This is a genomic window from Brevundimonas sp. Root608 (genome assembly GCF_001427825.1).
Classification (GTDB): Bacteria; Pseudomonadota; Alphaproteobacteria; order Caulobacterales; family Caulobacteraceae; genus Brevundimonas.
This window is the reverse complement of record NZ_LMGT01000006.1, coordinates 177,359-203,076: the sequence shown is the minus strand read 5'-3', so window position 1 is coordinate 203,076 and position 25,718 is coordinate 177,359. Positions and strand designations below refer to the sequence as shown.

22 protein-coding genes and 1 pseudogene are annotated in these 25,718 nt (G+C 70.4%); 10 read left to right on the top strand and 13 right to left on the bottom strand.

Annotated elements, in window-relative coordinates:
• The first annotated feature begins 46 nt into the window (after positions 1-46).
• From murD to murG, 3 genes are read left to right on the top strand one after another with little or no spacing between them, the layout of a single operon-like run.
• Positions 47-1,567, top strand: coding sequence for a UDP-N-acetylmuramoyl-L-alanine--D-glutamate ligase (gene murD, locus ASD59_RS10480; RefSeq protein ID WP_055831571.1), 1,521 nt, complete (start codon positions 47-49; stop codon positions 1,565-1,567).
• Positions 1,564-2,739 carry a putative lipid II flippase FtsW gene (ftsW, locus tag ASD59_RS10475; RefSeq protein WP_055831570.1) on the top strand — a complete coding sequence of 392 codons (1,176 nt, stop codon included), beginning with the start codon at positions 1,564-1,566 and terminating at the stop codon, positions 2,737-2,739. Before murD ends, ftsW begins: the two co-directional genes overlap by 4 nt.
• A gap of 7 nt (positions 2,740-2,746) precedes the next feature.
• Positions 2,747-3,829: an undecaprenyldiphospho-muramoylpentapeptide beta-N-acetylglucosaminyltransferase gene (gene murG / locus ASD59_RS10470; protein WP_055831569.1), complete on the top strand. Its 1,083-nt coding sequence runs from the start codon at positions 2,747-2,749 to the stop codon at positions 3,827-3,829.
• On the opposite strand, the gene ASD59_RS10465 is transcribed toward murG, so the two are convergent.
• Positions 3,826-4,308: a surface-adhesin E family protein gene (locus tag ASD59_RS10465; protein WP_235561802.1), complete on the bottom strand. Its 483-nt coding sequence runs from the start codon at positions 4,306-4,308 to the stop codon at positions 3,826-3,828. The two genes, murG and ASD59_RS10465, sit on opposite strands and share 4 nt — an antisense overlap.
• A gap of 60 nt (positions 4,309-4,368) precedes the next feature.
• Between ASD59_RS10465 and ASD59_RS10460 the strand changes: the two genes are divergently transcribed.
• Positions 4,369-5,085: a WecB/TagA/CpsF family glycosyltransferase gene (locus ASD59_RS10460; RefSeq protein WP_162246633.1), complete on the top strand. Its 717-nt coding sequence runs from the start codon at positions 4,369-4,371 to the stop codon at positions 5,083-5,085.
• Between the two features lie 143 nt (positions 5,086-5,228).
• Here the strand turns inward: ASD59_RS10460 and smc are convergent, their stop codons facing one another.
• The 4 genes from smc to ASD59_RS10440 all read right to left on the bottom strand — a co-directional run bounded on the left by smc (position 5,229) and on the right by ASD59_RS10440 (position 10,641).
• Positions 5,229-8,669: a chromosome segregation protein SMC gene (smc, locus tag ASD59_RS10455; protein WP_055831567.1), complete on the bottom strand. Its 3,441-nt coding sequence runs from the start codon at positions 8,667-8,669 to the stop codon at positions 5,229-5,231.
• A 14-nt stretch (positions 8,670-8,683) separates the two neighbouring features.
• Complete coding sequence (locus ASD59_RS10450) at positions 8,684-9,310, bottom strand: thioredoxin domain-containing protein (protein ID WP_200943563.1); 627 nt, start codon at positions 9,308-9,310, stop codon at positions 8,684-8,686.
• 8 nt (positions 9,311-9,318) lie between these two features.
• On the bottom strand, positions 9,319-9,972 hold the full coding sequence (locus ASD59_RS10445) for a DsbA family protein (RefSeq protein WP_055831566.1): 654 nt from the start codon (positions 9,970-9,972) through the stop codon (positions 9,319-9,321).
• 102 nt (positions 9,973-10,074) lie between these two features.
• A complete protein-coding gene (locus ASD59_RS10440; protein WP_055831565.1) occupies positions 10,075-10,641 on the bottom strand; it encodes a DciA family protein in 567 nt (188 codons plus the stop codon).
• 21 nt (positions 10,642-10,662) lie between these two features.
• Between ASD59_RS10440 and mutY the strand changes: the two genes are divergently transcribed.
• Positions 10,663-11,703, top strand: coding sequence for an A/G-specific adenine glycosylase (gene mutY / locus ASD59_RS10435; RefSeq protein WP_055831564.1), 1,041 nt, complete (start codon positions 10,663-10,665; stop codon positions 11,701-11,703).
• Here mutY and ASD59_RS10430 read toward each other — a convergent pair.
• The 3 genes from ASD59_RS10430 to ASD59_RS10420 form a co-directional block, all read right to left on the bottom strand.
• A complete protein-coding gene (locus ASD59_RS10430; protein ID WP_055831563.1) occupies positions 11,700-13,847 on the bottom strand; it encodes an amylo-alpha-1,6-glucosidase in 2,148 nt (715 codons plus the stop codon). The genes mutY and ASD59_RS10430 overlap by 4 nt on opposite strands.
• A gap of 218 nt (positions 13,848-14,065) precedes the next feature.
• The gene (locus ASD59_RS10425; RefSeq protein ID WP_055831562.1) at positions 14,066-15,175 is read right to left on the bottom strand and encodes a glycosyltransferase family 4 protein; all 1,110 of its coding nucleotides are present in this window, start codon (positions 15,173-15,175) and stop codon (positions 14,066-14,068) included.
• 138 nt (positions 15,176-15,313) lie between these two features.
• The gene (locus tag ASD59_RS10420; RefSeq protein WP_055831561.1) at positions 15,314-16,393 is read right to left on the bottom strand and encodes a site-specific DNA-methyltransferase; all 1,080 of its coding nucleotides are present in this window, start codon (positions 16,391-16,393) and stop codon (positions 15,314-15,316) included.
• 225 nt (positions 16,394-16,618) lie between these two features.
• On the opposite strand from ASD59_RS10420, the gene copC reads away from it, so the two are divergent.
• From copC to ASD59_RS10400, 4 genes are all read left to right on the top strand, one after another.
• Entirely contained in the window at positions 16,619-16,981 is a 363-nt protein-coding gene (copC, locus tag ASD59_RS10415) for a copper homeostasis periplasmic binding protein CopC (protein WP_055831560.1), read from the top strand.
• A 4-nt stretch (positions 16,982-16,985) separates the two neighbouring features.
• Positions 16,986-17,900 (top strand): copper homeostasis membrane protein CopD, encoded by a 915-nt coding sequence (gene copD / locus ASD59_RS10410; protein ID WP_055831559.1) that lies wholly within the window; start codon positions 16,986-16,988, stop codon positions 17,898-17,900.
• Between the two features lie 197 nt (positions 17,901-18,097).
• Entirely contained in the window at positions 18,098-20,788 is a 2,691-nt protein-coding gene (gene ppdK, locus ASD59_RS10405; protein ID WP_055831558.1) for a pyruvate, phosphate dikinase, read from the top strand.
• Positions 20,789-20,972: 184 nt separating this feature from the next.
• Positions 20,973-21,503, top strand: coding sequence for a porin family protein (locus tag ASD59_RS10400; RefSeq protein ID WP_055831557.1), 531 nt, complete (start codon positions 20,973-20,975; stop codon positions 21,501-21,503).
• A 156-nt stretch (positions 21,504-21,659) separates the two neighbouring features.
• On the opposite strand, the gene ASD59_RS10395 is transcribed toward ASD59_RS10400, so the two are convergent.
• Positions 21,660-21,923, bottom strand: coding sequence for a hypothetical protein (locus ASD59_RS10395; protein ID WP_055831556.1), 264 nt, complete (start codon positions 21,921-21,923; stop codon positions 21,660-21,662).
• 129 nt (positions 21,924-22,052) lie between these two features.
• On the opposite strand from ASD59_RS10395, the gene ASD59_RS10390 reads away from it, so the two are divergent.
• Entirely contained in the window at positions 22,053-22,535 is a 483-nt protein-coding gene (locus ASD59_RS10390; protein WP_156377007.1) for a hypothetical protein, read from the top strand.
• On the opposite strand, the gene ychF is transcribed toward ASD59_RS10390, so the two are convergent.
• The 4 genes and pseudogenes from ychF to ASD59_RS10370 all read right to left on the bottom strand — a co-directional run.
• Positions 22,528-23,622: a redox-regulated ATPase YchF gene (gene ychF / locus ASD59_RS10385; RefSeq protein WP_055831554.1), complete on the bottom strand. Its 1,095-nt coding sequence runs from the start codon at positions 23,620-23,622 to the stop codon at positions 22,528-22,530. The two genes, ASD59_RS10390 and ychF, sit on opposite strands and share 8 nt — an antisense overlap.
• Positions 23,623-23,746: 124 nt before the next feature.
• Positions 23,747-24,229 (bottom strand): copper chaperone PCu(A)C, encoded by a 483-nt coding sequence (locus ASD59_RS10380; RefSeq protein WP_055831553.1) that lies wholly within the window; start codon positions 24,227-24,229, stop codon positions 23,747-23,749.
• A gap of 63 nt (positions 24,230-24,292) precedes the next feature.
• Entirely contained in the window at positions 24,293-24,913 is a 621-nt protein-coding gene (gene pth / locus ASD59_RS10375) for an aminoacyl-tRNA hydrolase (protein ID WP_055831552.1), read from the bottom strand.
• Between the two features lie 176 nt (positions 24,914-25,089).
• Positions 25,090-25,698 (bottom strand): annotated as a pseudogene (locus ASD59_RS10370) (50S ribosomal protein L25/general stress protein Ctc); the annotation flags it as partial.
• Positions 25,699-25,718 lie beyond the last annotated feature (20 nt).

Here is a 25,718-nt window from a genome sequence, read left to right as displayed (position 1 = left end):
AACATCTGATCCTCGGGTCAAGCCCGAGGATGACGGAGCTTTTGCCATGATCCCCGTCCCCGGTTTCGAAGGGCGGCGCATCGCGGTCTTCGGCCTGGGACGGTCGGGACTGACGGCCGCCCGCGCCCTGAAGGCCGGCGGGGCCCTGCCGGTGCTGTGGGACGACAGCGTCTCCAGCCGCATGCAGGCCGAGGCCGAAGGCTTCGCCGTCGAGGACCTGACCGGCGCCGACTGGTCGGGCTTCGCCGCCCTGGTGCTGTCGCCGGGCGCGCCCCTGAACCATCCCGAGCCGCACTGGACCGTCGGCAAGGCGAAGGCCGCGGGTGTCGAAGTGATCGGCGACATCGAACTGTTCGCCCGCGCGATCGCGGCCCTGCCGGAGAGCGACCGTCCGAAGATCGTGGCCATCACCGGGACCAACGGCAAGTCCACGACCACGGCCCTGATCGGCTGGGTGCTGAAACAGGCGGGGCTGACGGTCCACGTCGGCGGCAACATCGGCATCGGCGTGCTGGCGCTGCCGGCGCCGACATCGGGCGCGGTCTATGTGATCGAGGTGTCGAGCTACCAGCTGGATCTGACGACCGGTTTCGCGCCGGACGTGGCGATCCTGACCAACGTCAGCCCCGATCATCTGGATCGGCATGGGGGCATGGCGGGCTATGTCGCGGCCAAGGCGCGGATCTTCCAGGCGCAGGGGGCCGACGGGCTGGCGCTGGTCGGCGTGGATGAGAAATGGGGGCGGGCGATCGCGGCGGACCTCGCGGAGAACGGGCGTCGCGTCACGACGGTCAGCACCCTCCCTTCTCCCCTGGGGGGAGAAGGTGTCTCGCGGAGCGAGGCGGATGAGGGGTCTGCCCCACACGCACAGGCTGGCGCCGGGCAGGCGGCGCAAGCCCCCTCATCCGAGCCGCTCCGCCGCCCACCTTCTCCCCCGAGGGGAGAAGGGATTCTGGCGGCCGACGGGGTCTTGAGCGTAAGGCGTGAAGCGGACGTCAGCCTGTCGAACGCCCGTTCTCTGCCCGGCCGCCACAACGCCCAGAACGCCGCCTTCGCCTGGGCCGCCGCGCGCGCGCTGGGCGTGAGCCACGCCGCCGCCGTCGAAGGCCTGATGACCTTCCCCGGCCTCGCTCATCGCATGGAAGAAGTCGCTCGCCTCGGCCGCGTCCGCTTCATCAACGACTCCAAGGCCACCAACGCCGACGCCGCGCGGCAGGCGCTGGCCAGCTATGAACGCAGTTTCTGGATCGCCGGCGGGCGGGCCAAGGCGGGCGGGATCGACGATCTGGAGGACCTCTTCCCGCGCGTCGTCGAGGCCTTCCTGATCGGCGAGGCGGCGGGGCCGTTCGCCGCCCGGCTGGGAGAGACGCCGCACCGGATCAGCGGCGACATGGCCAGCGCCGTGAAAGCCGCCGCCGAAGCCGCCGCCGCGACCGGCCGCGAAGAGGTGGTGCTGCTGTCGCCCGCCGCCGCCAGCTTCGACCAGTATCCGGACTTCGAGGCGCGGGGCGAGGCCTTCCGCGCCGCCGTCCTCGCCCTCGGCGCCACACCGGCCAGCGCGTCATGACCGACTACAGCCCCGCCTTCTCGCGCAACGACCAGAGCCCGATCGCCAAATGGTTCTGGACCGTCGATCGCGGCCTGCTGGCCGCGGCCCTGACGCTGGTGGCGTTGGGCGTGTCGCTGAGCTTCGCCTCCAGCCCGGCGGCCATTCTGGCGGATCAGTCGATCAGCGATCCCTTCCACTATTCCTGGCGGATGATCGTCTGGGCGGCGGGCGGGACGGTGATGATGCTGCTGGCGTCCCTGCTGTCGCCGCGCGGCGTGCGGCGCATCGCCCTGCTGGCCCTGCTGGGGGCCATCGTCGTCATGGCCGCCCTGCCATTCATCGGCAATGAGGTGAAGGGGGCGGCGCGCTGGGTCAATCTGGGGCCTTTCAGCCTGCAGCCGTCCGAGTTCGCCAAGCCCAGCCTCATCGTCTTCGCCGCCTGGATGTTCTCGGAGGCGCAGAAGGGGCAGGGGGTGCCCGGCGTCAGCATCGCCTTCGGGGCCTGGGCCCTGACCGTGGGCCTGCTGCTGATCCAGCCCGACATCGGCCAGACCCTGCTGATCACCACCACCTTCATGGCGGTCTTCTTCATGGCGGGCGTGCCCCTGAAATGGGTCGCCGCCCTCGCCGCCGCCGGCATGGCGGGGGTGGTGGGCCTGTATTTCGCCTTCAGCCACATGCGCGACCGTCTCAGCCGCTTCCTCTCGCCCGAGACCACCGACACCCACCAGATCGACCGCGCCTCCGAGGCCATCCGCGCCGGAGGCCTGGTCGGGCGCGGCGTCGGCGAGGGGGTGATGAAACGTTCGGTGCCCGACCTGCACACCGACTTCATCTATTCCGTCGGCGCCGAGGAGTTCGGCCTGGTCCTGTCGCTGGCCATGATCGGCCTGTACGCCTTCATCGTCGTCCGCGGCATGCGCCGGGCCATGAAACTGACCGACCCGTTCGATCAGACGGCGGCGGCCGGCCTGTTCATGCTGATCGGACTGCAGGCCTGCATCAACATCGCGGTGAACCTGAACCTGATCCCGACCAAGGGGATGACCCTGCCCTTCATCAGCTATGGCGGCTCGTCGATGCTGGCCATGGGGCTGACCATGGGCCTGGCCCTGGCCTTGACCCGCCGCCGCCCCGGCGCCTACGAGCCGGGGGCCAGCCTGCCGCAGGGCCGGCGGATTTTGCCGTAGGTTTCCGATGTCCAGAGTCTGCGTCGTCGCCGCCGGAGGCACCGGCGGCCATATGTTCCCCGCCGAGGCCCTGTCGCGAGAGCTTCAGGCGCGCGGCTGGCGCATCGTCCTGGCCACCGACCATCGCGGCGAGGCCTATGCCCACACCTTCCCCGCCGAGGAGCGGATCGCCCTCGACGCCGCCACCGGGCGCGGACCGATCGGCATGGCCAAGGCCGGGGTCGCCATCGCGCGCGGCGTGCTCAAGGCCCGCAAGGCGCTGAATCGTCTCGACGCGGCCGTGGTCGTCGGCTTCGGCGGCTATCCGTCGGCGCCGGCCCTTATCGCCGCGCTCAGCCAGCGGCGGCCGACCCTGCTGCACGAACAGAATGCCGTGCTGGGCCGCACCAACCGCTGGCTGGCGCCCTATGTCGGGGCGGTGGCGTCGTCCTTCCCCGATCTGCAGAAGGTGCCGCAGGGGCTGGGCGCGCGCGTGTCGCTGGTCGGCAATCCGGTGCGGCCGGATATCCGCGCCCTGTACGACCGCGTCTGGAGCCCGCCCTCGCCGGACGGCCCGATCCATGTGCTGGTCACCGGCGGCAGTCAGGGCGCCCGCATCCTCGCCGAGACCGCCCCCCGCGCCCTGGCGGCCCTGCCCGAGGCGATCCGCGCCCGGCTGAAGGTGCAGCAGCAATCGCGGGCCGAGACGCTGGAAGCCGCGCAGCAGATCTATCTCGAGGCCGGTGTCGCCGCCGAGGTCGCGCCCTTCTTCCGCGACATGGCCCGGCGTCTGTCGGCGGCGCATCTGGTCATCGGCCGGGCGGGGGCCTCGACCTGTTCCGAGCTGGCCGTGGCCGCCGTGCCGTCACTGCTGATCCCGCTGAAGATCGCCATGGACGACCACCAGCGCTTCAACGCCCTCAGCCTGGCCGAGGCCGGCGGGGCCGAGGTGATGCTGGAGGACGAGGTGACGGTTCAGGCCCTGACGGCGGCCTTGGCGCCCCTGCTGTCCGATCCGGCCCGTCTGGCGGCGATGAGTACGGGCGCACGGTCAGCCGCCCTGCCGGACGCGACGCGGGCCTTGGCCGATATGGTCGAGGCGGCGGCCTAGTTCGCGGCCAGAGCCGCGCGCCCCACCCGCACCGCATCTGCCAGATTGTCGGCGTCGGCCTCGCCTGCGGAGGCAGGATCGCAGGCGACCGCCAGCAGTTCCGCTGCGTCTCCGCCGGGCGCGGCGGCATAGGCCTGGGCCGGATCCGGCGTCGCGGGCCCCTCGGCCCCGCCCTCGCGCACCGCGGCGAAGTCCAGCCGGTCGGCGGTTCTGGCCGCGCAGTCGAAAGTCCACCATGACCAGCCGCCCCACCAGGGCTGGCCGCCGGCCGTGAAATCCTCTTCCGTGACCTGCAGGCTGCGCATCCGCACACGGCCGCCCTGCCGCGAGATGGTCGACAGGTCCGCCAGCACCGCAAACCGGCCCACGCCGGTCAGGACGAGGCGGTGCCCCTCGGGCTGCGGCGCCGGCGGCTGGGCGCAGGCGGGCGCGGCCAGCAGGGCGGCGGTCAGGACGACGGCGTGCAGGCGCGTTTTCATGTCCCATCGTAACCGCGCGTTGACCGGGATGCGACTAGGCTGTCGACCATGACGCGCTTCATGACGCTCGATTTCGCCGGCGGCGACCGGTCCGCGATGCTGGACCGCGTCCTCGGCATGGCGCGCGACGCCTATGGCTATGTCGTCACGCCCAATGTGGACCACGTCATCAAGCTGATGGACGGCCGTGTTCCCCGCGACGTGTATGAGGGCGCCGGGCTGAAGGTCTGCGACAGCCGCATCCTCGCCCATCTGGCCCGGCTGCGGGGCGTGCGCCTGCCGGTCTATCCGGGATCCGACCTGACCGCCGACCTGCTGGCCTCTCCGGCCGCCGAGGGCCTGACCATCGCCGTCTTCGGCCCCGACCGCGCCGCCTTCGACGATCTGGCGGCCCGCTATCCGCGCCAGACGCTGAAATTCCTCGAGGCGCCCATGCTGGTTCCCGGCACGCTCGGCTGGCGCGCCGCCGTCGGCCATGCCGCCCACGCGGAGTGGGACGTCCTGCTGGCCTGCGTCTCCTTCCCCAAACAGGAGCTGTTCGCCCACGCGCTGCGCGCGGCGGGCCGCCGCACCGGCGTGACCCTGTGCGTCGGCGCCTCGGTCGACTTCCTGACCGGCCGCCAGCAACGCGCGCCGCGCATCTTCCAGCGGCTGTCGCTGGAATGGCTGCACCGCCTGCTGAGCCAGCCCCGCCGCATGTTCCGCCGCTACGTCATCGAGGGGCCGGCCATCTTCGGCTGGTTCGTCCGCACCGAACTGCTGGGCTCATCCCGATAATCCGCTCATCCCGGCGAAAGCCGGGACCCAGTCCTTTGCGTGATGAGGCGGTTCCGGAAGTCTGCGATCGGCAGTCCTGAAACGCCGGCGTCAGGCTGTACAGAACTGGGTCCCGGCTTTCGCCGGGATGAGCGGAATTTGGATCAGGCGGTCACGATCTCTTCCGCCTGCGTGAGATCCACGCTGACCAGCTGGCTCACCCCCCGCTCGGGCATGGTCACGCCGTACAGCCGGTCCATCCGGCTCATGGTCACCGGGTTATGGGTGATGACGATGAAACGGGTGTCGGTGCGTTTGCGCATCTCGTCGAGCATGCGGCAGAAGCGGTCGACGTTGGCGTCGTCCAGCGGGGCGTCGACCTCGTCCAGCACGCAGACCGGGGCCGGATTGGCGAGGAAGACGGCGAAGATCAGGGCCGCCGCCGTCAGGGCCTGTTCGCCGCCCGACATCAGGCTCATGACGGCCAGACGCTTGCCGGGCGGGCAGGCGTAGATTTCCAGACCGGCTTCCAGCGGATCGTCGCTCTCGACCAGTTTCAGCTCGGCCTGGCCGCCGCCGAACAGGGCTTCGAACAGGCTCTTGAAATTGTCGTTGATGATGTCGAAGGCGGCCACCAGACGCTCGCGGCCCTCGGCGTTCAGTTCATCGATGCCGTCGCGCAGCCTGGCGATGGCGGAGGTCAGGTCCGACCGCTCGACCTTCATGGTGTTGAGCCGGTCGCCGTATTCGAGCGCCTCGTCCTCGGCCAGCAGATTGACCGCGCCCAGGGCTTCGCGCTCGCGCTCCAGACCGTACAGCAGGCTCTCGGCCCCGGCGGCGTCGGGCGGACGGGCGATGGCGTCGTCGGTCAGCTTCTGGCCCAGTTCTTCCGGCGACATCTGGGCCGTCTCGCGCAGGTTGGTCTCGGTCTCGGCCAGCCGTTCGGCCGCCGCCTCCGCCCGCGCCGCCAGCCCGGCCCGCGCCTCTCGCGCCGTCGAGGCCGCGCTTTCGGCCGCCCGCGCCGCCCGGTCGGCCTCGCCGGCCGCGCCCTCGGCCGTGGCGAGGGCGTCGCCCGCCGCCTTGCGCCGGGTCTCGGCGGCGGTCAGGGCGTCCAGCAGGGATGAGCGCTGCGCCGCCAGTTGTTCCGGCGCGTCCGCCGCCTGCTTCAGCCGCTGCGCCGCCTTTTCCGCGTCCTTTTTCAGCGCGGCGATGCGGGCCGTGGAATCCTTCGCCCGCGCGGACCAGCCGTCGCGTTCGCGGGTCAGGCCGTCCAGACGCGCCTGACGCCCCGCCACCTCGCGCGCCTCGGCGTCGCGTTCGACCCGCGCCGTGGCCGCCGCGCCGCGTGCTGCGTCCGCCGCCGTTCGGGCCGCCGTCAGTTCGGCGCGCAGGCCGTCGAGGGTCTCCGACGGCGCGTCGTCTCCCTGCGCCTCCGCCAGGGCCGCCTGCGCCGCCTCGACCTCGGTCGTCAGCCGCGCGATCGTCTCGTCCAGCGCCTGGGCCCGCGCCTCCTTGCGCGCCTGTTCGCGGCCCAGGGCCTCGACCCGGTCGCGCGCCGCCGTGACGGCCTTGTCCAGCGGGAAGGGCGCCGCGCGGGCCGTCTTCACCGCCTCCTCCGACGCCCGGAAGGCCTCGGTCGCCGCCTTCTGCGCGGCTTGGGCCGCGTCCAGCGCCGGTCGGCCCGTGTCGATCTCGGCCTCCAGCTCCGCCAGCCGTGACCGTTGCGCCAGACGCACGGCGGCCGGACGCGGCGCCGCGGCGCGCTGCACGAAGCCGTCCCAGCGCCACAGGTCGCCCTCGCGGGTCACCAGCCGCGCGCCGACCGGCAGGGATTTCGCCAGCCGCTCGATGTCCCCCGCCGACGCCACCCCGCAGTGGGCCAGCCGCGCCGCCAGCTGAGCCGGCGCCGAAACATGGTCCGCCAGCGGCTTGACGCCCTCTGGCCATGACGGGGAGGGGACGCCGGCCCCGGCCCAGTACGCCGCCGCCCGCGCGTCCAGCGCCGCGTCCAGATCGTCCCCCAGCGCCGCCGCCAGCGCGGCCTCATAGCCCTTGTCGGCCTGCACGCCGTCCAGCGCCGGCGGATATTCCCGCTTTCCCTGCACCAGCAGCTGCGCCAGTCCCCGCGCCTCGGTCTGCAGCCGGCCCAGCCGGTCCTCGGCCGCGCGCGCCGCCGTGCGCGCCTCGGCCTCGGCCCGGGCCCGGTCGCCGCGCTCGGTTTCCGCCGTCTCCACGGCCGCCCGCGCCGCCGCCAGTTCGGCCTGGGCCGTCGCCAGCGTCGCCGTCGCCGCCTCGATCTCGGGCGTCTGCAACGGGCCCAGCGCCGCGCGCTCGGCCCGGGCCGACTCCAGCTGCGCCTCTGCCCGGTCGACCCGGGCCTCGGCGTCGCGCTTGCGGGCGTTCTCGGCGTTGACGCGCGCCTCGACCGAGGCCACGGCTCCGGCGACCCGTTCGACCTCGGCGTCGGCGGCCTTGCGCGCGTCCTCGGCGGCGGCGAGGGCGGCTTCCAGTTCCGGGCCGCGCGCGGGGGCGCCGGCGATCTCGGCGGTCAGGGTCTCCAGGGCCGCGCCCAGCCGGGCCAGTTCGTCCCCGGCGTCGCCGGCCATGGCGGTCTCGCGTTCGATGTCGGCGGCGATGCGCGTCGTCTCGGCGGTCAGCCGCTCGACCTCGGCCCGCGCCGCCTGTTCGGCCATGTCCAGCCGGTCGCGCTCCAGCGAGGCGCGGTGCAACAGGGCGCCGGCGACGGCGTCCTCCTCGCGCGCCGGCTTCAGCGCCTCCTGCGCCGCCAGGGCCGCGGTCTGGGCCCGGCTCGAGGCCGTGCTCGCCTCGGCCACGGCCCGGTCGGCCCCGGCCAGCTCGGCCGCGGCGGCCTCGGCGGCCACCCGGGCATCATTCCAGCGCACGAACAGCAGGGCGGCCTGCAGGGCGCGGATCTCGGCGGAAATCTTCTTGTAGCGTTCGGCCTGCCGCGCCTCGCGCCGCAGCCGCGTCAGCGCCGTCTCCAGCTCGCGGCCGATGTCGTCCAGCCGTTCGAGGTTGGTCTCGGCCGCCTTGAGCCGCAGCTCGGCCTCGTGCCGGCGGGTGTGCAGGCCGGCCACCCCGCCGGCCTCCTCGAGGATGCGGCGGCGGTTCTGCGGCTTGGCGGCGATCAGTTCGCTTATCTGGCCCTGACGCACGAGGGCGGGCGAGTTGGCGCCGGTCGAAGCGTCGGCGAACAGCAGCTGCACGTCGCGCGCGCGCACCTCCTTGCCGTTGATGCGATAGGTCGAGCCTTGGCCCCTGTCGATGCGGCGGGACACCTCCAGCATGGGGCTGTCGGTGAACGGCTGGGGCGCGCGGCGCTGGGCGTTGTCGATGGTGAGCTGGACTTCGGCGTGGTTGCGCGGGGGCCGGTTGGCGGCGCCGGCGAAGATGACGTCGTCCATACCCTGACCGCGCATGGCCTTGGCCGAATTGGCCCCCATGACCCAGCGCAGGCCTTCCAGCACATTGGACTTGCCGCAGCCATTGGGCCCCACCACGCCGGTCAGGCCCGGCTCGATATGCACCTCGGCGGGGTCGACGAAGGACTTGAAGCCCACGAGCCGGAGGCGCTGGAACTGCATGGGTCCCTACGCGGTCATCGGCCGGATGCGGCCGCCCGGATCGCGACCTCCAGTCCGCCCAGCGAACGGTCCGTCACCCGGCGTCCGTTGACGAAGAAGCTCGGGGTGCTGTCGATGTCGGCGGCGATGGCGCTGTCGATGTCGCGGTTGATGGCGGCCCGGGTCGCCGGGGTCGCGGCGCAGGCGTCGATCTGGGCCCGTGTCCGGCCGCTGACGGCGATGGCGGGGGCGTACCAGTCGTCGCGATCCCCGCCGCGCAGCACCGCCGCCTGGCCGTGCATCAGGCTGGCGGCCACGTCGAAGAATTTGCCCGGCGCGGCGCAGCGCGCCAGGGCCGCCGCCGGCAGGGACATCTCCTCGGGCGGCGTGGGCAGGTTGCGGAACACGTACCGCACCCGGCCGGTGTCGATGAACCGCGTCTTGAAGGTCGGATAGACCAGCTGATGCCAGTCGGCGCAGAGGTGGCAGGCGAACGAGGCGTATTCGATCACCGTCACCGGGGCGTCGGCCCGACCGATGCTGCGGTCGGCCGCCGTGACCGGCGCGACCTGTTCGGTCGCGACCGCGGGCGCCGAGGCCGAGACCGAGGCGAGGGGCGCCGTCGCCAGCGCCAGGATCAGCAGGAGACGCGGCGGCCGCACCGGCGCGATCAGCCCTTCGCCAGCTCGGCCTCGATGGCCTTCGACAGATCGGCCATGGTCGCGCCCTCCTCGCCGGGCGAGATGATCTGCACCCCGTTGACGAAGAAGGCGGGCGTACCGGTGACGCCGGCCTTGATGGCCGCGTTCGAGCGCTCCTCGGAGGCCTTCAGGTTCTCGGGGTCCTTGATGCAGGCCTCGATCTGCTGGTTGTTCAGGCCGGCGCCGTTGCCGACGCGGAACAGGGTGTCGCGCGGATTGACGCCTGTGCGCCATTCCGCCTGGCTGGCCATGATGCCGTGGACCACGTCGAAATATTTGTCCTCGCCGGCGCAGCGGGCGATCATGAAGCCGGCGACGGCGACATTGTTCGGCGGGGTCGGCAGTTCGCGGAAGACGTAGCGGACCTTGTTGGTGTCGACATAGGCGGCCTTGAACGCCGGCCAGGTCGTTTCCTGCCACGCGGCGCAGTGGGGGCAGGTGACCGAGGCGTATTCCACCACGGTGACCTTGGCGCCCTCGGGGGCTCCCAAGGCCATGTCGCCCTCGGCCGTCGCGCCCGCTCCACCCCCGCCGCAACCGGCCAGGGTGACCATGGCGGCCATGGCGGCGGCGGTCATGGCCGCACGGCGGTTCATGGCGGCGTATTTCGTGATGGCGCTCATGGCGTCGTCCTCAACTGGCGGCGGGAATTTCCGGAGTATCGCGCGATTCCCCGCGGTCGCGCGCGCCTGACCACCTTCGAGAACAGAAACGGCGAAGTTTTGTCAACGGCCCGCGCGGTCGCGGCCTTTTCCGGGGTCGCCCAGAACCGCCCGTCCCAGCCGTTCCAGCGGGCCCTTCAGGGCGTCGGACGCGTCCGCCACGGCCGCCTTCAGCGCGGCTTCGTCCCGGGCCGCCAGCGGCTCGGCGGCGGGGCGGCGCTTCAGGGGGGCGGCGATGTCGGACGGCGGCTTCACCGGCCCTTGGGCGATGCGCAGGCGGTCGACGCTGCCCGCGCCGAGGAACAGGTTCACCCGGGCGATGATGTCTTCCGACTGGTGCTGCACCAGCAGGGCCGCCGGACCGGCCACGCGCAGCTCCAGCGTCCCGCCGGTGCCGCCGCGTCCCCTGGTCAGCTTCTGCGGCCGGGTCACCCTGGCCAGCCGGTCGCCGACGATCTCGCGCCAGCGCGGCTCCAGCGCCTGGGCGCCGCGGCCGAATTTCGCGTCCAGTTCCTTGATCAGCCCCTGCAGCGCCCGCCCGGCCTTGGGCGCGGGACGCGGGGCCGGACGCGTGCGTCGTCGCGACAGGATTTCGCGGACCTCGGCGTCGGTGGGCAGCGGGCGGGGCATTTCCGGGTTATAGCGCGGTCGATGCCTCCCGTCCCGGTTCACCCGTCCGCCGACCTGCCAGCCCTGCGCGCCGCCCTGCTGGACTGGTACGACGCTCACCGCCGCACCCTGGCCTGGCGCGGCGCCCCCGGCGCGGCGGCCCCCGATCCTTACCGGGTGTGGCTGTCCGAGGTCATGCTGCAGCAGACCACCACACCACACGCCACACCGTATTTCGAGGCCTTCACCGCCCGCTGGCCGACCGTGTCCGATCTGGCGGCGGCGGCGGACAGCGACGTCATGGCCGCCTGGGCCGGCCTCGGCTACTACGCCCGCGCCCGCAACCTGCTGGCCTGCGCCCGCGCGGTGGCGGGGGACCATGGCGGCGTCTTCCCCGACACGGAGGCGGGACTGCTGGCCCTGCCGGGCGTCGGCGCCTACACCGCCGCCGCCGTGGCCGCCATCGCCTTCGGCCGCCCCGCCAATGTGGTGGACGGCAATGTCGAGCGCGTCATGGCCCGGCTGTTCGCGGTCGAGACGCCGCTGCCCGCGGCAAAACCCGAACTGCGCCGGCGGGCGGCCTCCCTTGTCGCCGATCACCGGCCCGGAGACTGGGCCCAGGCGCTGATGGATCTCGGGGCCACGGTCTGCCGTCCCGGCCGGCCCCTGTGTCATCTGTGCCCGCTGACGGCCTGGTGCGCCGGCTTCCGGTCGGGCGCGCCGGAGCGCTGGCCGCTGAAGACAAGGAAGACTGTGCGCCCGCACCGGACCGGAACCGCCTGGGTCCTGCGCGACGACAGGGGCCGGGTCGCCCTGGTGCGCCGGCCGGACAAGGGGCTGCTGGGCGGCATGACGGGCCTGCCGACCTCTGACTGGGCGGTGGACGCGGCCGAGGCCTCGCCCCCTGTCGCCGCCGATTGGCGCGGCGCGGGTGCGGTCGAGCACGTCTTCACCCATTTCTCGCTGACGCTGGACGTCCGCACCGCGACCGGAGCGGGCGACTTCCTCTGGACCGACCCCGACGAGGCCCTGCGATCCCTGCCCACCGTCTTCCGCAAGGCCCTGGAGCGGGGCCTTGCCTAGCGAACGGTGCGCACCGACACGGGTCCCTCGCGGCGCTGGGGGATGACCACCGTGTGCTGGCCCATCTGCTGGAAGGCCAGGTCCACGACGCCGTCGCCGACCTGCAGATTGGTGACATTGAGCCGATCGATGCCCGCCGGCAGCACCGGGTCGTCGATCTCGACCGTCCCGGCCACGGCGTCGAGGCTGATCCCCAGCGCCGACTGCAGCATCAGGAACACCGACCCCGCCGCCCAGGCCTGGGGCAGGCAGGCCACCGGATAGGCGATCGGCGGCTCGCCGGTCTGCCGCTCGAAGCCGCAGAACAGCTCGGGCAGGCGCAGGTGGAAATGGGTCGCCGAGGCGTAGATCTCGCCCAGCAGCAGGGCTACCGCCCGCCGCTCGCCGTAGCGGGCCATGCCGGCCGCCGCCATGGCGGTGTCGTGAGGCCAGACCGAGCCGTTGTGGTAGCTCATCGGATTGAACCGGGCCTGACCCGTGGCCAGCGTCCGCACGCCCCAGCCGGAGCGGAACTCGGCCCCCAGCAGCCGCTTCGTGACCCGCTTCGCCCGCTCCGGCGAGGGCAGGCCGGTGAATAGCAGATGGCCGGCGTTGGAGCCGATCGAGCGGCACTGCTCGCCGTCGCCGTCGACGGCGATGGCGTAGAAGCCTTCCTCCTCCATCCAGAACCGGTCCTCGACGAGGGCCCGCACCCGTTCGGCCTGCGCCGCCCAGCCCAGGGCGCCGGGATCGCCGAGCGCCGCGCCAAGGTCCGCCATCGCCTGCCAGGCGGCATAGGCGTAACCCTGCACCTCCAGCAGGGCGACCGGTCCCTTGGGGAAGCGGCCGTCGGTGTGGAAGATGGAGTCCTCGGAATCCTTCCAGCCTTGGTTCGACAGGCCCGTCTCGGCCCCGCGCTGGTAGCTGATCAGGCCGTCGCCCTGGATGTCGCCGTGATCCTTCATCCAGCCCACGGCGGCGATGAGATTGGGCCACAGCTGGCGGATCAGGGCGAAATCCCCCGTCCGCCGCGCATAGGCTCCGGCCAGGGCCACGAACAGGCAGGTCGTGTCGACCCCGCCGTAGTAGAGGCCGAACGGCACCTCGCCGAGCGCCGACATCTCGCCGCCGCGGGTCTCGTGCATGATCTTGCCCGGCGCCGAGTCCTGGAAGGCCGAGAATTCCGTCGCCTGGCGCATGGCCAGATAGGTCAGCACCCCCTTGGCCAGGCTGGGGTCCAGCCACAGCATCTGCCAGGCGGTGATGATCCCGTCGCGCCCGAAGGGCGTCGAGAACCACGGCACGCCGGCATAGGGATAGGGCCCGGTCGGCAGGTCGGTCGTCAGCAGGGCCACGTCGGCCCGGCTCTGGTCCAGCCAGTCGTTGAACCGTGGGCTGCGGGGCCCTCTCAGCGACGCCCCGCGTCTCCGGCGCGTGCGCATGGCCAGCCGGGCCGCCACCGCATGGAACCGGTAGCGCGCCTCGTCGGGCTGCTCGCATCGGTCGGGGCCGCATTCGATGTAGAGATCGCTGCGCCGGCCCCGGGGCAGGCTGAACATGAATTCGGCTCGCGCGCCGGTCAGCCGCGCCGGCGGTTCGGAGAAGGCCAGGCAGCTGGTGCGGCGGACGCCGTCCAGCCCGGCGTAGGCGAAGGTGACCCGCCGCCCGTCATGCGTCGGCGTCTCGGTGGTCCCCCGCTTCTCGCGCAGCGTGCCGCGCACCTGGAAGATGTCGGCGAAGTCGGCGGCGAAATCGATCGCCAGCGGCAGCAGCATGTCCTCGACGCCGTGATTGACGATCCGCACCCGCTCGAACATGCGCCGGTCCCGGATGAAGCGCCGACGCTCGATATGCAGCACCCCCGCCGGCGCCGAACGCCCGCCCATGGGCGGCAGGGGCCGGTTGGTGGAGTGACAGGTGAAGTAGACGTTGTCCTGGCTGACCCCCGAGCTCAGCCGCGACGGCCGCGCCAGCCCGACCGTCAGGACCAGTCGCGACAGGATCCGCGTGTCCTGCTCGAACAGGCCGTCGGCCCCGCCCTTCATATCGCCCCAGCCATCCGCCACGGCGAAGGTGTCGCCGTCCTTCAGCGCCATAAGCCGTTCCAGCCCGTCGGCTTCGGACGTGTCGAGCGCGGTGGTCTGAACGTTGTAGGCGTCGTCCATGAAGACTCCAGGGGCGGTGGCCGGGGCGGACAGGCTGGCGCGCAAATGCGAACGCTTGATGGCGCGGCCCGTTCACTCTTCCGCTCATCCCGGCGAAAGCCGGGACCCAGTTCTGTCCAGCTTGACGCCGGTGTCAGAGGACCGGCGAGCCGAGATCCTCGGCCCCGCTGCATCACCCGCAGCACTGGGTCCCGGCTGTCGCCGGGATGAACGGAAGACTATGCGGAGAAAAAACTGCGCCCCTCATGGGCCCGCAGCGGCGTCACCACCTCGGCCAGAGGCTCTTCCGCATAGGGCCTTCGGGCCAGCAGGTCGCCGTAGACGTCGAGATAGCGCCGCGCCATGGCCGTGGCCGAGAAGCGCAGGTCGAACCGGGCCCGGATCGCCTCGCGGTCCAGCAGATGCGCCCGCCCGGCCGCCGCGACGGCCTGTTCCAGCGTATCGACGAGGAAGCCGGTCTCGCCGTCCTCGATGATCTCCGGGGTCGAGCCGCAGCGGAAGGCGACCACCGGCGTGCCGCAGGCCATGGCCTCGATCATCACCAGGCCGAAGGGTTCGGGCCAGTCGATGGGGAACAGCAGGGCCTCGGCCCCGCCGAGGAAGGCGGACTTCTGGTGATCGCCGATCTCGCCGACGAATTCGACCAGCGGATTGGCGTCGACCATCGGCTTGATGACCGTCTCCCAATAGACCTTGTCGGCCGCATCGACCTTGGCCGCGATCCTGAGCGGCTTGTTCAGCTTGACGGCGATCTCGATGGCCCGGTCGGGCCGCTTCTCGGGCGAGATGCGGCCCAGGAAGGCCAGATAGCCCTGGGCCTTCGGCGAGAATTTGTAGGTCTCGCCCGGCATGCCGTGGTGCACCGTGGCCTTCCAGTTGGCCAGGGGCAGGGGGCGGCGCTGGTCGTCCGAGATCGAGACCAGGCCGAATTCGTTCCAGCGCTCGTACACGCCGGCGAGGTCCTTCAGGTCCAGCCGCCCGTGCAGGGTCGTGATCGTCTTGTCGGCGCAGCGCGAGAAGAAGGGGAAGTGGATCATGTCTGTGTGGAAATGGATCACGTCGAAGTCGTCGGCGCGCTTCAGCACTTCGGCCAGCATGGTCATGTGGGCGGCCAGGTCGGACTTGAGCGGGGCCGGATCCAGACGGATGGCCTGATCGCGAACGGGGATCAGGCGCGCCCGCGTCTCGGCGTCGGCCGAGGCGAACAGGGTGACGTCATGGCCGAGGTCGACCAGGGCGTCGGTCAGGTGCGCCACGACGCGCTCGGTGCCGCCGTACAGCTTCGGAGGCACGGCCTCATACAGGGGGGTGACCTGGGCGATCTTCATCTCGATGGTTCCGTCGGCGCCCCGGGGCCGGGGGCGCTCCTGTATCAACCATCGGTCAGGTGGACGGGTTCCGTCCGAAAGAAGCGAATTTCGCGTGTCTTCTCTGTCGGTTACCGCACCCAGACGATCGGTCGCAGCCTATTGCATCCCCGCGCGGACCTCGGCCCGCAGGGTATCGATGGAGCGCAGCCCCTGGTCGGTCTTGAAGCGCCAGTAGGTCCAGCCGTTGCAGGCGGGCGCGTTCTCGAACAGGGCCCCGAGCTTGTGGATCGAGCCGCTCATCTCGCCGGCCACCAGCGAGCCGTCGGCCCGCACCCGGGCTTCCCGGTCGCCGCGCGGGCAGTAGAGCTTGTCGCCTGGCGACAGCAGCCCGGCCTCGACCAGGGCCCCGAACGGCACCTTCACCTCGGCCCGCTTCGAGCCCATGACCACCAGATCCTCGGGCGCGGCGGGGATGACCGCCTTGATCCGCTTCTCGGCCACCTTGGCATAGGTCTCGTCGCGCTCGATGCCGATCCAGCGCCGGCCCAGCCGCTTGGCGGCCGCCCCGGTCGTGCCGGTGCCGAAGAAGGGGTCCAGCACCACGTCGCCCGGCCGCGTCGCCGCCATCAGCACCCGGTGCAGCAGGCCTTCGGGCTTCTGGGTCGGATGGGCCTTCCGGCCGTCGGCGTCCTTGATCCGCTCCTCGCCCGTGCACAGGGCCAGGGTCCAGTCGGACCGCATCTGAACGTCCTCGTTGAAGGCCTTCAGGGCGTCGTAGTTGAAGGTGTAACGCTTCTGGTCGCGGCTCCGCGCCGCCCAGATCAGGGTCTCGTGGGCGTTGGTGAAGCGCGTGCCCTTGAAATTCGGCATCGGGTTGGACTTGCGCCAGATAATGTCGTTCAGGACCCAGAAGCCCAGGTCTTGGATCGCCGCGCCCAGCCGGAAGACATTGTGATAGCTGCCGATCACCCAGATCGAGCCCTCGGGCTTCAGCACCCGGCGGCATTCCGTCATCCATTCGCGCGTGAAGGCGTCATAGGCGGCGAAGCTGTCGAACTTGTCCCAGTCGTCGTCCACGGCGTCGACGAGGCTGTTGTCCGGCCGCAGCAGGTCGCCGCCCAGCTGCAGATTATAGGGCGGGTCGGCGAAGACCATGTCCACGCAGGCGTCCGGCAGGGACCGCAACACCTCGATGCAGTCGCCCCTCATGACGACGTCGGTCTTCAGATCGGACATGGAAACGCGGCCCCGTACAGCTTGAGGACCGATTGGTGAATGAGCGCGGTTAAGGGCGGTTTAAGCGACCCATCGTTCTTCCTCCCCACTTCGGGGGAGGGAGTTTGCATAAGGGGGCCGCGGTCGGTCCTTGGATTGGCCGCGATCGTCCTTCATGAGGAAAGCGCGCTCGTGGCGCGTAGAGAAACACAGGGCCGGAAGCGGCCGGACGTCAGGAGACCAGGCATGCGCAACTTCAATCCCGCGCCCCTTATCGCCGTCGCGACGATCGTCGCGTTCGCCGCCGGACCGGCCGCGGCCCACGCCCGGCTGGTCAGCGGGACACCGGCGCCCAACACGACTGTGTCCGCGACCCGGACGCTGAGCCTGACGTTCAGCGAGCGCACGGTTCCCGCCTTTTCCGGCTTTGATGTCGTCAATGCAGCGGGTGACAAGGTCGCGGTCCGGACCGCAGTCGCCGAGGACGGCAAGACTCTGACGGGGGTCCTGACGCGCCCGCTGGCCGCCGGGGCCTACCGCGTCGATTGGCGCATCGCGTCGCGTGACGGGCACCGCATGACGGGCTCCTATACCTTCACCGTGCGCTGACGCTGTGCTGGAAGTCGCGGTCATCGCGCTTCGCTGGCTTCAATACAGCGGCGCGGTCGTCCTTCTCGGCGCGCCGCTGTTCCTGCTCTACAGCTTCAGGGATTCCAACGGGCCGAGCCTCGTCTGGGCGCGCCCCACGCTGATCGTCGCGGCGAGCGTCGTGGTCCTGGGATCGCTCGCCGCCCTCGTGGCCCAGACAGCGGTCATGGCGGGGTCGTTGAGCGAAGGGCTCAAACTCGCTTCGCTGTCCTTTATGGTCACGGGCATGGCCTTGGGCATGGCCATGGTCGCCCGGGCCGTTGTCGCCGCGTTCGCACTGCTCGCGATCATCGTTCTCAAGCCGGGACGGGCGCTCTGGACAGTGCTGTCTACGGTTGGAGTGGTCGCATCCGCCAGTTTCGCCTGGACGGGTCATGCCGCCGGGACGGAGGGGCCGGGCGCGCTGCTGCACCTGACCGCCGCCGTAATCCATGCCGTCTCCGCTGCTCTGTGGCTGGGCGCCTTGATGGCCTTGACCATCCTCCTGCTGCGCCGAACGGCCACGGACGACCCGGAGATCCATCACGCCCTGCGCGGGTTCTCTGGCTGGGGGACCCTGGCCGTCGCCCTGCTGGTGCTGAGTGGGCTGGGGAACAGCTGGTTCATGATCGGACCTGAGCGCGTCACGGGCCTGGGAACCAGCCTCTACGGCCAACTCCTGATCGCCAAGCTCGCCCTGTTCGCGCTGATGCTCGCCATTGCAGCGACAAACCGCTTCCGCCTGACCCCGGCCCTGGGTGTGGTTCTGGGGCGGGGCGAGAATCCGCGACAGGCGCTCCGCCGGCTCCGGCTCAACATCATCGCGGAGACCGGGGTCGGAGCCGTGCTGCTCGCCGTGGTCGCCGTCCTGGGCACGCTCGCCCCGCCGTCATCCATGTGAAGCGTCGAATGCGCCTGACCGGCCGCACGCGGCGGCGCGTTTCGGCCGGAGACCTCACTGAGGGTTCAGGTCACCACTCCCGCCCCGCTGATCCAGACCCGCCACATCCGCTCACGGTTTGTTACAGCCCCGGCCTCGCCTTCGCGGGCGCAGCACGTTAGTCAGGCGGGATACGACCAGGGCTCAGGGACCATGCGATGACTCAGTGGGTGTACGGCTTCGGCGGCGGTTCCGCTGACGGCGATGCGTCGATGAAGAACCTGCTCGGCGGCAAGGGCGCCAACCTGGCCGAGATGTCCTCGCTCGGCCTGCCCGTGCCCCCCGGCTTCACCATCACCACCGAGGCCTGCGTCCACTACTATTCCAACGGCCAGACCTACCCCGACGCCCTCGCCGACCAGGTCGCCGCCGGCCTCAAGAAGGTCGAGCAGGTCGTCGGCAAGACCTTCGGCGACGCGAACAACCCGCTGCTGGTCTCGGTCCGCTCGGGCGCCCGCGCCTCCATGCCGGGCATGATGGACACGGTCCTCAACCTCGGCCTCAACGACCGGACGGTGGAAGGCCTCGCCGCCCTGTCCGGCGACCGCCGCTTCGCCTTTGACAGCTACCGCCGCTTCATCACCATGTATTCCAGCGTCGTGCTAGGCCTCAGCCACGACGACTTCGAGGAGGTGCTGGACGACCACAAGGACCGTCTGGGCGTCACCATCGACACCGACCTGACCGCGAAGGACTGGGAGAAGGTCGTCGCCGACTACAAGGCCGTGGTCGAGGACCGGCTGGGCCAACCCTTCCCTCAGGACCCCAACGACCAGCTGTGGGGCGCCGTCTCGGCCGTCTTCGCCAGCTGGATGAACGACCGGGCCAAATTCTATCGCCGCATGCACGACATTCCCGAAAGCTGGGGCACGGCGGTCAACGTCCAGTCGATGGTGTTCGGCAATATGGGCGACACCTCCGCCACCGGCGTCGCCTTCACCCGCAATCCCTCGACGGGCGAGGCCAAACTCTACGGCGAGTTCCTGATCAACGCCCAGGGCGAGGACGTCGTCGCCGGCATCCGCACGCCCCAATCCCTGACCCGGGCGGGCCGCGAGGAGATGGGCGAGACCGCCCCCTCGATGGAAGAGGCCATGCCCGAGGTCTTCGGCCAGTTCGTCGAGGTCGTCGGCCGGCTGGAGACTCACTATCGCGACATGCAGGACATCGAGTTCACGGTCGAACAGGGCCGGCTGTGGATGCTGCAGACCCGCAACGGCAAGCGCACCGCCAAGTCGGCGCTCAAGATCGCCGTCGATCTGGCCGCCGAGGGCGTGATCTCGGAGGAAGAGGCGGTGTCGCGCGTCGAGCCGTCGGCGCTGGATCAGCTTCTGCACCCCACGCTCGACCCGAACGCGGCCCGTCATGTGGTCGCCGCCGGCCTGCCCGCCTCGCCGGGCGCGGCCACCGGCAGGATCGTCTTCGACGCCGATGAGGCCGAGCGGCTGAACCAGCTGGGCGACGCCGTCATCCTGGTGCGCGAGGAGACCTCGCCCGAGGACATCCACGGCATGCACGCGGCGCGTGGCATCGTCACTGCCCGCGGCGGCATGACCAGCCACGCCGCCGTGGTGGCGCGCGGCATGGGCCGCCCCTGCGTCTGCGGCATCAACGAGCTGTCGATCGACGACAAGGCCGGGACCTTCACCGCCCGCGGCCGCGTCTTCAAGGCCGGCGAGATCATCACCATCGACGGGTCGAAGGGCGAGGTGCTGGACGGCGCCGTGGCCATGATCGAGCCCGAGCTGACCGGCGATTTCCAGACCCTGATGGCCTGGGCCGACAAGGTCCGCCGCCTCAGAGTCCGCGCCAACGCCGAGACCCCGCTGGACGCCCGCACCGCGCGCGGCTTCGGGGCCGAGGGCATCGGCCTGTGCCGGACCGAGCACATGTTCTTCGACGACGCCCGCATCGCCGCCGTGCGCGAGATGATCCTCGCCGACGACGAGGCCGGCCGGCGTCTGGCCCTGGCCAAGATCGCGCCGTTCCAGAAGGCGGACTTCGTCGAGCTCTTCACCATCATGGCCGGCCTGCCGGTGACGGTGCGCCTGCTCGACCCGCCCCTGCACGAATTCATCCCCCACACCGACGCCGAGATCGACGCCCTCGCGGTCACGCAAGGGTTGGACGCCGCCAAGCTGAAGCGTCGGGCCAGGGAGCTGCACGAGACCAACCCCATGCTCGGCCACCGCGGCTGCCGCCTCGGCGTCGCCTATCCCGAGATCTACGAGATGCAGGTCCGCGCCATCCTCGAGGCGGCGCTGGAGGTGAAGCAGACCGCGGCCGAGGCCCCCATCCCCGAGATCATGCACCCGCTGGTCGCCCTCGGACTGGAGATGAAATACCTGCGCGAACTGACCGACCGCACCGCCGAGGCCGTCTTCGCCGAGGCAGGGGATCGCGTCGACTACCTCGTCGGGACCATGATCGAACTGCCCCGCGCCGCCCTGCGCGCCGGGGACCTGGCCGAATACGCCGAGTTCTTCAGCTTCGGCACCAATGACCTGACCCAGACCACCTTCGGCATCAGCCGCGACGACTCCGGCCGATTCCTGCAGGCCTATATGGACAAGGGCATCTTCGAGACCGACCCGTTCGTCCGCCTCGATCAGGACGGCGTCGGCGACCTGATCCGCATCGCCGCCGAGCGCGGCAAGGCCGCGCGTCCGGGCGTCAAGATGGGCATCTGCGGCGAACACGGCGGCGATCCGTCCTCGATCGCCTTCTGCGAGGAGGTCGGCCTCGACTACGTCAGCTGCTCGCCCTACCGCGTGCCGATCGCCCGACTGGCCGCCGCCCAGGCCGCCCTGCACGCCCGCGCCGGGACGGAGCGCGAGAAGGACCGCTGAGCGAGCAATGTTCGCGTCGCCATGAATCTGTCCAGCTTGGGGTAACGCGGTCTGTGCCTCGCGTCACACAGTTGTCGTTATGTATTCGAGCGCCACTGGAACGCCGCCTTCGGTCGCCCATTTGTGTCCTCGCTGGATGGGGCTGGCAGCCGACGGTTGCCGCATCTAGAGGATACAAGAAACAATGCGTAACATTCTTCTCGCCACTGCCGCTCTTACTTTGCTCGCCGCGCCTGCCATGGCGCAGACCATCTCCAACCCGCAGGTCACCGGCTCGATCGGCTACACCCAGCTGGACGGCGACAACGCCGACCTGGGCGCCGTCACCGGCCGCCTGAACGCGAAGTTCAACCGCTACGTCGGCGTCGAGGGTGAAGCCTCGTTCGGCGTCAAGGACGACGAGATCACCGTTGGCGGCGTCACGGGCGACCTGTCCCATGAGTACGACGCCGCGGCCTATGTCGTCGGCACCCTGCCGATCAGCCCGAATTTCGAACTGTTCGGCCGCGTCGGCTACGGCACCACCTCGATCAAGGCCGACGTCGCGGGCTTCACCTCGACCTCGGACGGCGAGAGCGTCAACTACGGCGCCGGCGCCAACTACTTCTTCGACGGCCGCAACGGCGTCCGCGCCGACTGGACCCGCCGCGACTTCACCGACGACAACGGCGGCGAACTGGACACCTACGGCCTGAGCTACGTCCGCCGCTTCTAAGCGCGGGAAGGGCCGATACATTTCCGCCGCGACAAGCAAGACATCGCGGCGGAGACATCCGCGACAAACGGGATAACCGCGACAGGGGTGATCCCATACAAGGAGGCCCGCAACGATCCCGTTGCGGGCCTTTTGTAATCCTGAAGCGAGACGCTCCTACACGACGCCCGGCTGCAGCGCCCAGCGCATCGAGCCTTCGCCGAACGGCTTGAAGAACAGGTCGCGGTATTTCTCGAACACCTCGACGATGCGGTTGGCCAGGTCCTGGGCCACGGTCTCGCCGCGCTGGCGCTTCATCGCCGCCACGCACTGGACCACGTCGCGCTGGTGGGCCGAGCCGCCCATTCGTTTGAGCACCGCGGCGATATCCTGCGCCAGCGGATCGACCTGCGCGGCCCATGGATTGGTGTTCTGAGTCATGCGGGACGCCCCCTTGTTCTCGACACTGGCGAACCGGTCGCAAAATCTTCCGGTGGATGCAAGCGTGGCCGCGAATTCGTGATCGAGGCGAGATCGGGAGCCGTCGAGGCCGAACCGCGTTCCGAAGCCATGCCCCTGCACCGACTCGCTCCCTTCGCCGTCCTCGTCCTGGCCGCCTGCGGCCCGTCCGAAACCAATCCGCCGACGGATCCCGCCGCGCCCATCGACACCCCCGAGGCGGAGGCCCCGGCACCGACCCCGCCGCCGGGCGTCGGCGCCATCATGCCGGGGTCCGGGCCCCAGACCTTCGTCGGCCTCTGGGCCGCAAACGGGCGCTGGTGCGCCAATCCGCGCGGCGCGGAACGGCCGATCGAGATCAGCACGACGCGGTTCGAGGGCTACGAAAACAGTTGCGGCATCCTGTCGATCAGCCAGGTGTCGGACGGCTATGAAGCCGCGCTGGCGTGCGCGGCCGAGGGCCGGACGTCGGCCGAGCGTGTCCGCATGGCCGTCCAGGGCGACGCCATGCGCCTGACCTGGCTGAACCGGAACGACGCCGCCGTCAGTCTGGTGCGATGCCCGACGCCCGGGGCGGTGAAGCCGCCTAGTTGAACAGGAAGTTCATCACGTCGCCGTCCTTGACGACGTAGGACTTGCCCTCCGCGCGCAGCTTGCCCGCCTCCCGCGCCCTCGCTTCGCCCTTGAGCGCCACGAAGTCCTCGAAGGCGATCGTTTCGGCGCGGATGAAGCCCTTTTCGAAGTCGGTGTGGATGACGCCGGCGGCCTGGGGCGCGGTGGCGCCGATCGGAATGGTCCAGGCGCGCGCCTCCTTGGGTCCCACCGTGAAATAGGATTGCAGGCCCAGCAGGGCATAGGCTTCGCGGATCAGGCGGTTCAGGCCGGGCTCGGCCAGGCCCAGGCTCTCGAGGAATTCGGCCTGTTCCTCGGCATCCAGCACGGCCAGCTCGGAATCGATCTTGGCCGAGATGACGACCGCCTTGGCGTCGTCCTCGGCGGCGCGGGCCGCGACCAGGTCGGACAGCTCATTGCCCTTGTCGGCCGAGTTCTCGTCGACGTTGGAGACATAGAGCGCGGGCAGGGAGGTCAGCAGCTGCAGCATGTGCCACGCCTTCTCGTCCTCCTTGTCGACCTTGACCACGCGGGCAGGCTTGCCGGCGCGCAGGGGTGTCAGGGCCAGGTTGATCAGGCGCAGCGTCGTCTGGGCCTCCTTGTCGCCGCCCTTGGCCTTCTTCTCGACGTTGACGACCCGCTTTTCGAGGCTTTCGAGGTCGGCGAGCATCAACTCGGTCTCGATGATCTCCAGATCGCTGATCGGGTCGATGCGGTTTTCGACATGGGTGATGTCGTCGTCGACGAAGCAGCGGGCCACGAAGGCCACAGCGTCGCAGTCGCGGATATTGGCCAGGAACTGGTTGCCCAGGCCCTCGCCCTTGGACGCGCCGCGCACCAGGCCGGCGATGTCGACGAAGGTGATCCGCGACGGGATGATTTCCTTCGAGCCCGCGATCCCGGCCAGGACTTCCAGACGCGGCTCCGGCACCGCCACGTCGCCGGTGTTCGGCTCGATGGTGCAGAACGGATAGTTGGCGGCCTGGGCCGCCGCCGTCTTGGTCAGGGCGTTGAACAGGGTGGACTTGCCGACGTTGGGCAGGCCGACGATCGCGACTTTGAGAGCCATGGGCTTGGGCGGTTCCTGAAGCCTCGTCGGCGGGGGGACGCGCGGTCCCGTCCGCGAGAGGCGGCAAAGCGAAGTGGTGAGCGCGAGCCTTTAGCCGGTCGCGTCCTGTTTGTCAGGTTCGGCGTCAGGAACCGCTCTTCGCGGCCGCGTGATCGTATTCCGACGTGGAGGGCTGGCCGACGGTCGCCGTGACCTCGACCGGGGCGGCGCTCCCGAAGATCAGCTTCAGGGCGACGGTGTCGCCCGCGACCAGGGGCTCCTTGACGCCCAGCAGCATCAGGTGATGGCCGCCGGGCTCCAGCGCCGTGGCCTGACCCGCGGCCAGGGGCAGGCCGTCCCGCAGCTGCTGCATCATCATCATATTGCTCTCCATGCGGCTCTCATGGATCTGGACGATGTTGGCGTCAGGGCTTTCGACCGAGATCAGCCGGTCCGGGCCGCTGGCGGTCAGCGTCATGTAGCAGCCGGTCATCTGGCGGCCCTTCGGCGTGGGCCGGCACAGGGCGTCGGCGACCTGAACCGTCGGCGCGCCGGGCTCGGGCGCGCGCTCGCCGGAACCGCAGGCGGCCAGGGTCAGCAAGGCGACGGAGATCAGGGCGCGGTTCATGGGAGTTCCTTCAGGGCTCGGCGCGGTCTATCCGCGCCGGCCCCGACGGACAAGACGGTGCGTCTAGTCGTCGCCCCGCGCCGCCTGGCGCGGGCTGAATTTCGGCGCCGGGGCCAGACGCATCACCTCCGCCTGATACCGCTCGTCGTCACCGGCCAGGGCGAAGGGCAGGGCCTCCGCGACGGCGGCCAGCATGGGGTCCAGCCAGACCCGGTCGGCCTTGTGAAAGTCCCCGAGTACGTGCGGCATGACCAGATGGCTCTCGCCGGGGTGGCCCACGCCCATCCGCCCGCGGCGGAAATCCGCGCCCAGATGGCTGATCATCGAGCGGACGCCGTTCTGGCCCGCCGCGCCCCCGCCGGTCTTCATGCGGAAGCGGCCGGGCGCCAGATCGATCTCGTCGTGGAAGACGATGACCCCGGACGGTTGGACCTTGTAGAAGCGCGCGGCCTCGCCGACGGCGCGGCCGCTCTCGTTCATGTATGTCTGGGGCTTCATCAGCAGGACGCGGACGGCGCCGTTGGCCGTCGCCACCTCGCCCTCGCGGATCACCGACTGGAATTTGGCTCGTTCGGGCCCGAACTTCCAGCGCGAGGCGATTTCGTCGGCGGCCATGAAGCCGATGTTGTGGCGGTTGCCCTGGTATTTGGGACCCGGATTGCCCAGGCCGGCGATGATGATCATGGCTCAGGTCCAGACAAGGAAACGGCCCCATCCGTAGCCGGAAGGGGCCGCTTCGCAAAACAGTCGAAAGAAGGCGATCAGCCCTCGGTCGATTCGCCCTCGGCGGCGGCTTCTTCGCCATCGGCCTGTTCGGTGGCGGGGACTTCGTCCGCGGCAGCTTCTTCGGCGGCGGCGGCGACTTCCTCGGCGATGGCTTCCTCGATCTCGTCAGCAGCCTTGGCGGCCGAAGAGGTCTTGATGGAGGCGATCACGAAATCGCGGTCGGTGATGGTCGGCTCGACGTCTTCCGTGCCCTTCAGGTCGGTCCAGCGGATGGTGTCGCCCATCTTGTGGCCGGCCAGGTCGACGATCAGGTCTTCCGGGATGTGATCCGCGCGGACCTTCACTTCAACCGAGTGACGGACGATTTCCAGCGAACCGCCCTGACGGAAGGCTTCGCACTGGTCCTGGTTGATGAAGTGAACCGGCACTTCGATCTTGATGGTCTGCTTTTCGTCGACCCGCATCAGGTCGAAGTGCAGCGGACGGTCCGACACCGGGTCGAACTGGACATCGCGGGCGATGACCGGCTGCGATTCCTTGCCGTACTTCAGGGTCACCAGGTGGCCCAGCAGCTTGCCGGTATAGAGCGACTTGCGGAAGTCGCGCTCGTTCACCGAGATGGCGACGGGGGCCTTGTCGCCGCCGTACAGCACGCCCGGGACCATGCCCGCACGACGCGCGGCGCGGGCGCCGCCGGTGCCAACGCCATCACGGACGTCCACGTTCAGAATGATCTCGGCCATCGCCTCGCCTCAACAACACA

Coding starts and splice junctions, on each gene's coding strand:
- smc (WP_055831567.1), bottom strand. CDS start 8,669: ATGCAGTTCCAGCGCCTCCGGCTCGTGGGCTTCAAGTCCTTCGTCGAC.
- pth (WP_055831552.1), bottom strand. CDS start 24,913: ATGATCATCATCGCCGGCCTGGGCAATCCGGGTCCCAAATACCAGGGC.
- ASD59_RS10430 (WP_055831563.1), bottom strand. CDS start 13,847: ATGGACGACGCCTACAACGTTCAGACCACCGCGCTCGACACGTCCGAA.
- murG (WP_055831569.1), top strand. CDS start 2,747: ATGTCCAGAGTCTGCGTCGTCGCCGCCGGAGGCACCGGCGGCCATATG.
- ASD59_RS10460 (WP_162246633.1), top strand. CDS start 4,369: ATGACGCTCGATTTCGCCGGCGGCGACCGGTCCGCGATGCTGGACCGC.
- ASD59_RS10465 (WP_235561802.1), bottom strand. CDS start 4,308: ATGAAAACGCGCCTGCACGCCGTCGTCCTGACCGCCGCCCTGCTGGCC.
- ftsW (WP_055831570.1), top strand. CDS start 1,564: ATGACCGACTACAGCCCCGCCTTCTCGCGCAACGACCAGAGCCCGATC.
- ASD59_RS10390 (WP_156377007.1), top strand. CDS start 22,053: ATGCCCCTGCACCGACTCGCTCCCTTCGCCGTCCTCGTCCTGGCCGCC.
- ASD59_RS10380 (WP_055831553.1), bottom strand. CDS start 24,229: ATGAACCGCGCCCTGATCTCCGTCGCCTTGCTGACCCTGGCCGCCTGC.
- ASD59_RS10425 (WP_055831562.1), bottom strand. CDS start 15,175: ATGAAGATCGCCCAGGTCACCCCCCTGTATGAGGCCGTGCCTCCGAAG.
- ASD59_RS10445 (WP_055831566.1), bottom strand. CDS start 9,972: ATGAGCGCCATCACGAAATACGCCGCCATGAACCGCCGTGCGGCCATG.
- ASD59_RS10400 (WP_055831557.1), top strand. CDS start 20,973: ATGCGTAACATTCTTCTCGCCACTGCCGCTCTTACTTTGCTCGCCGCG.
- mutY (WP_055831564.1), top strand. CDS start 10,663: ATGCCTCCCGTCCCGGTTCACCCGTCCGCCGACCTGCCAGCCCTGCGC.
- ASD59_RS10395 (WP_055831556.1), bottom strand. CDS start 21,923: ATGACTCAGAACACCAATCCATGGGCCGCGCAGGTCGATCCGCTGGCG.
- copC (WP_055831560.1), top strand. CDS start 16,619: ATGCGCAACTTCAATCCCGCGCCCCTTATCGCCGTCGCGACGATCGTC.
- ychF (WP_055831554.1), bottom strand. CDS start 23,622: ATGGCTCTCAAAGTCGCGATCGTCGGCCTGCCCAACGTCGGCAAGTCC.
- ASD59_RS10420 (WP_055831561.1), bottom strand. CDS start 16,393: ATGTCCGATCTGAAGACCGACGTCGTCATGAGGGGCGACTGCATCGAG.
- ppdK (WP_055831558.1), top strand. CDS start 18,098: ATGACTCAGTGGGTGTACGGCTTCGGCGGCGGTTCCGCTGACGGCGAT.
- ASD59_RS10440 (WP_055831565.1), bottom strand. CDS start 10,641: ATGCCCCGCCCGCTGCCCACCGACGCCGAGGTCCGCGAAATCCTGTCG.
- murD (WP_055831571.1), top strand. CDS start 47: ATGATCCCCGTCCCCGGTTTCGAAGGGCGGCGCATCGCGGTCTTCGGC.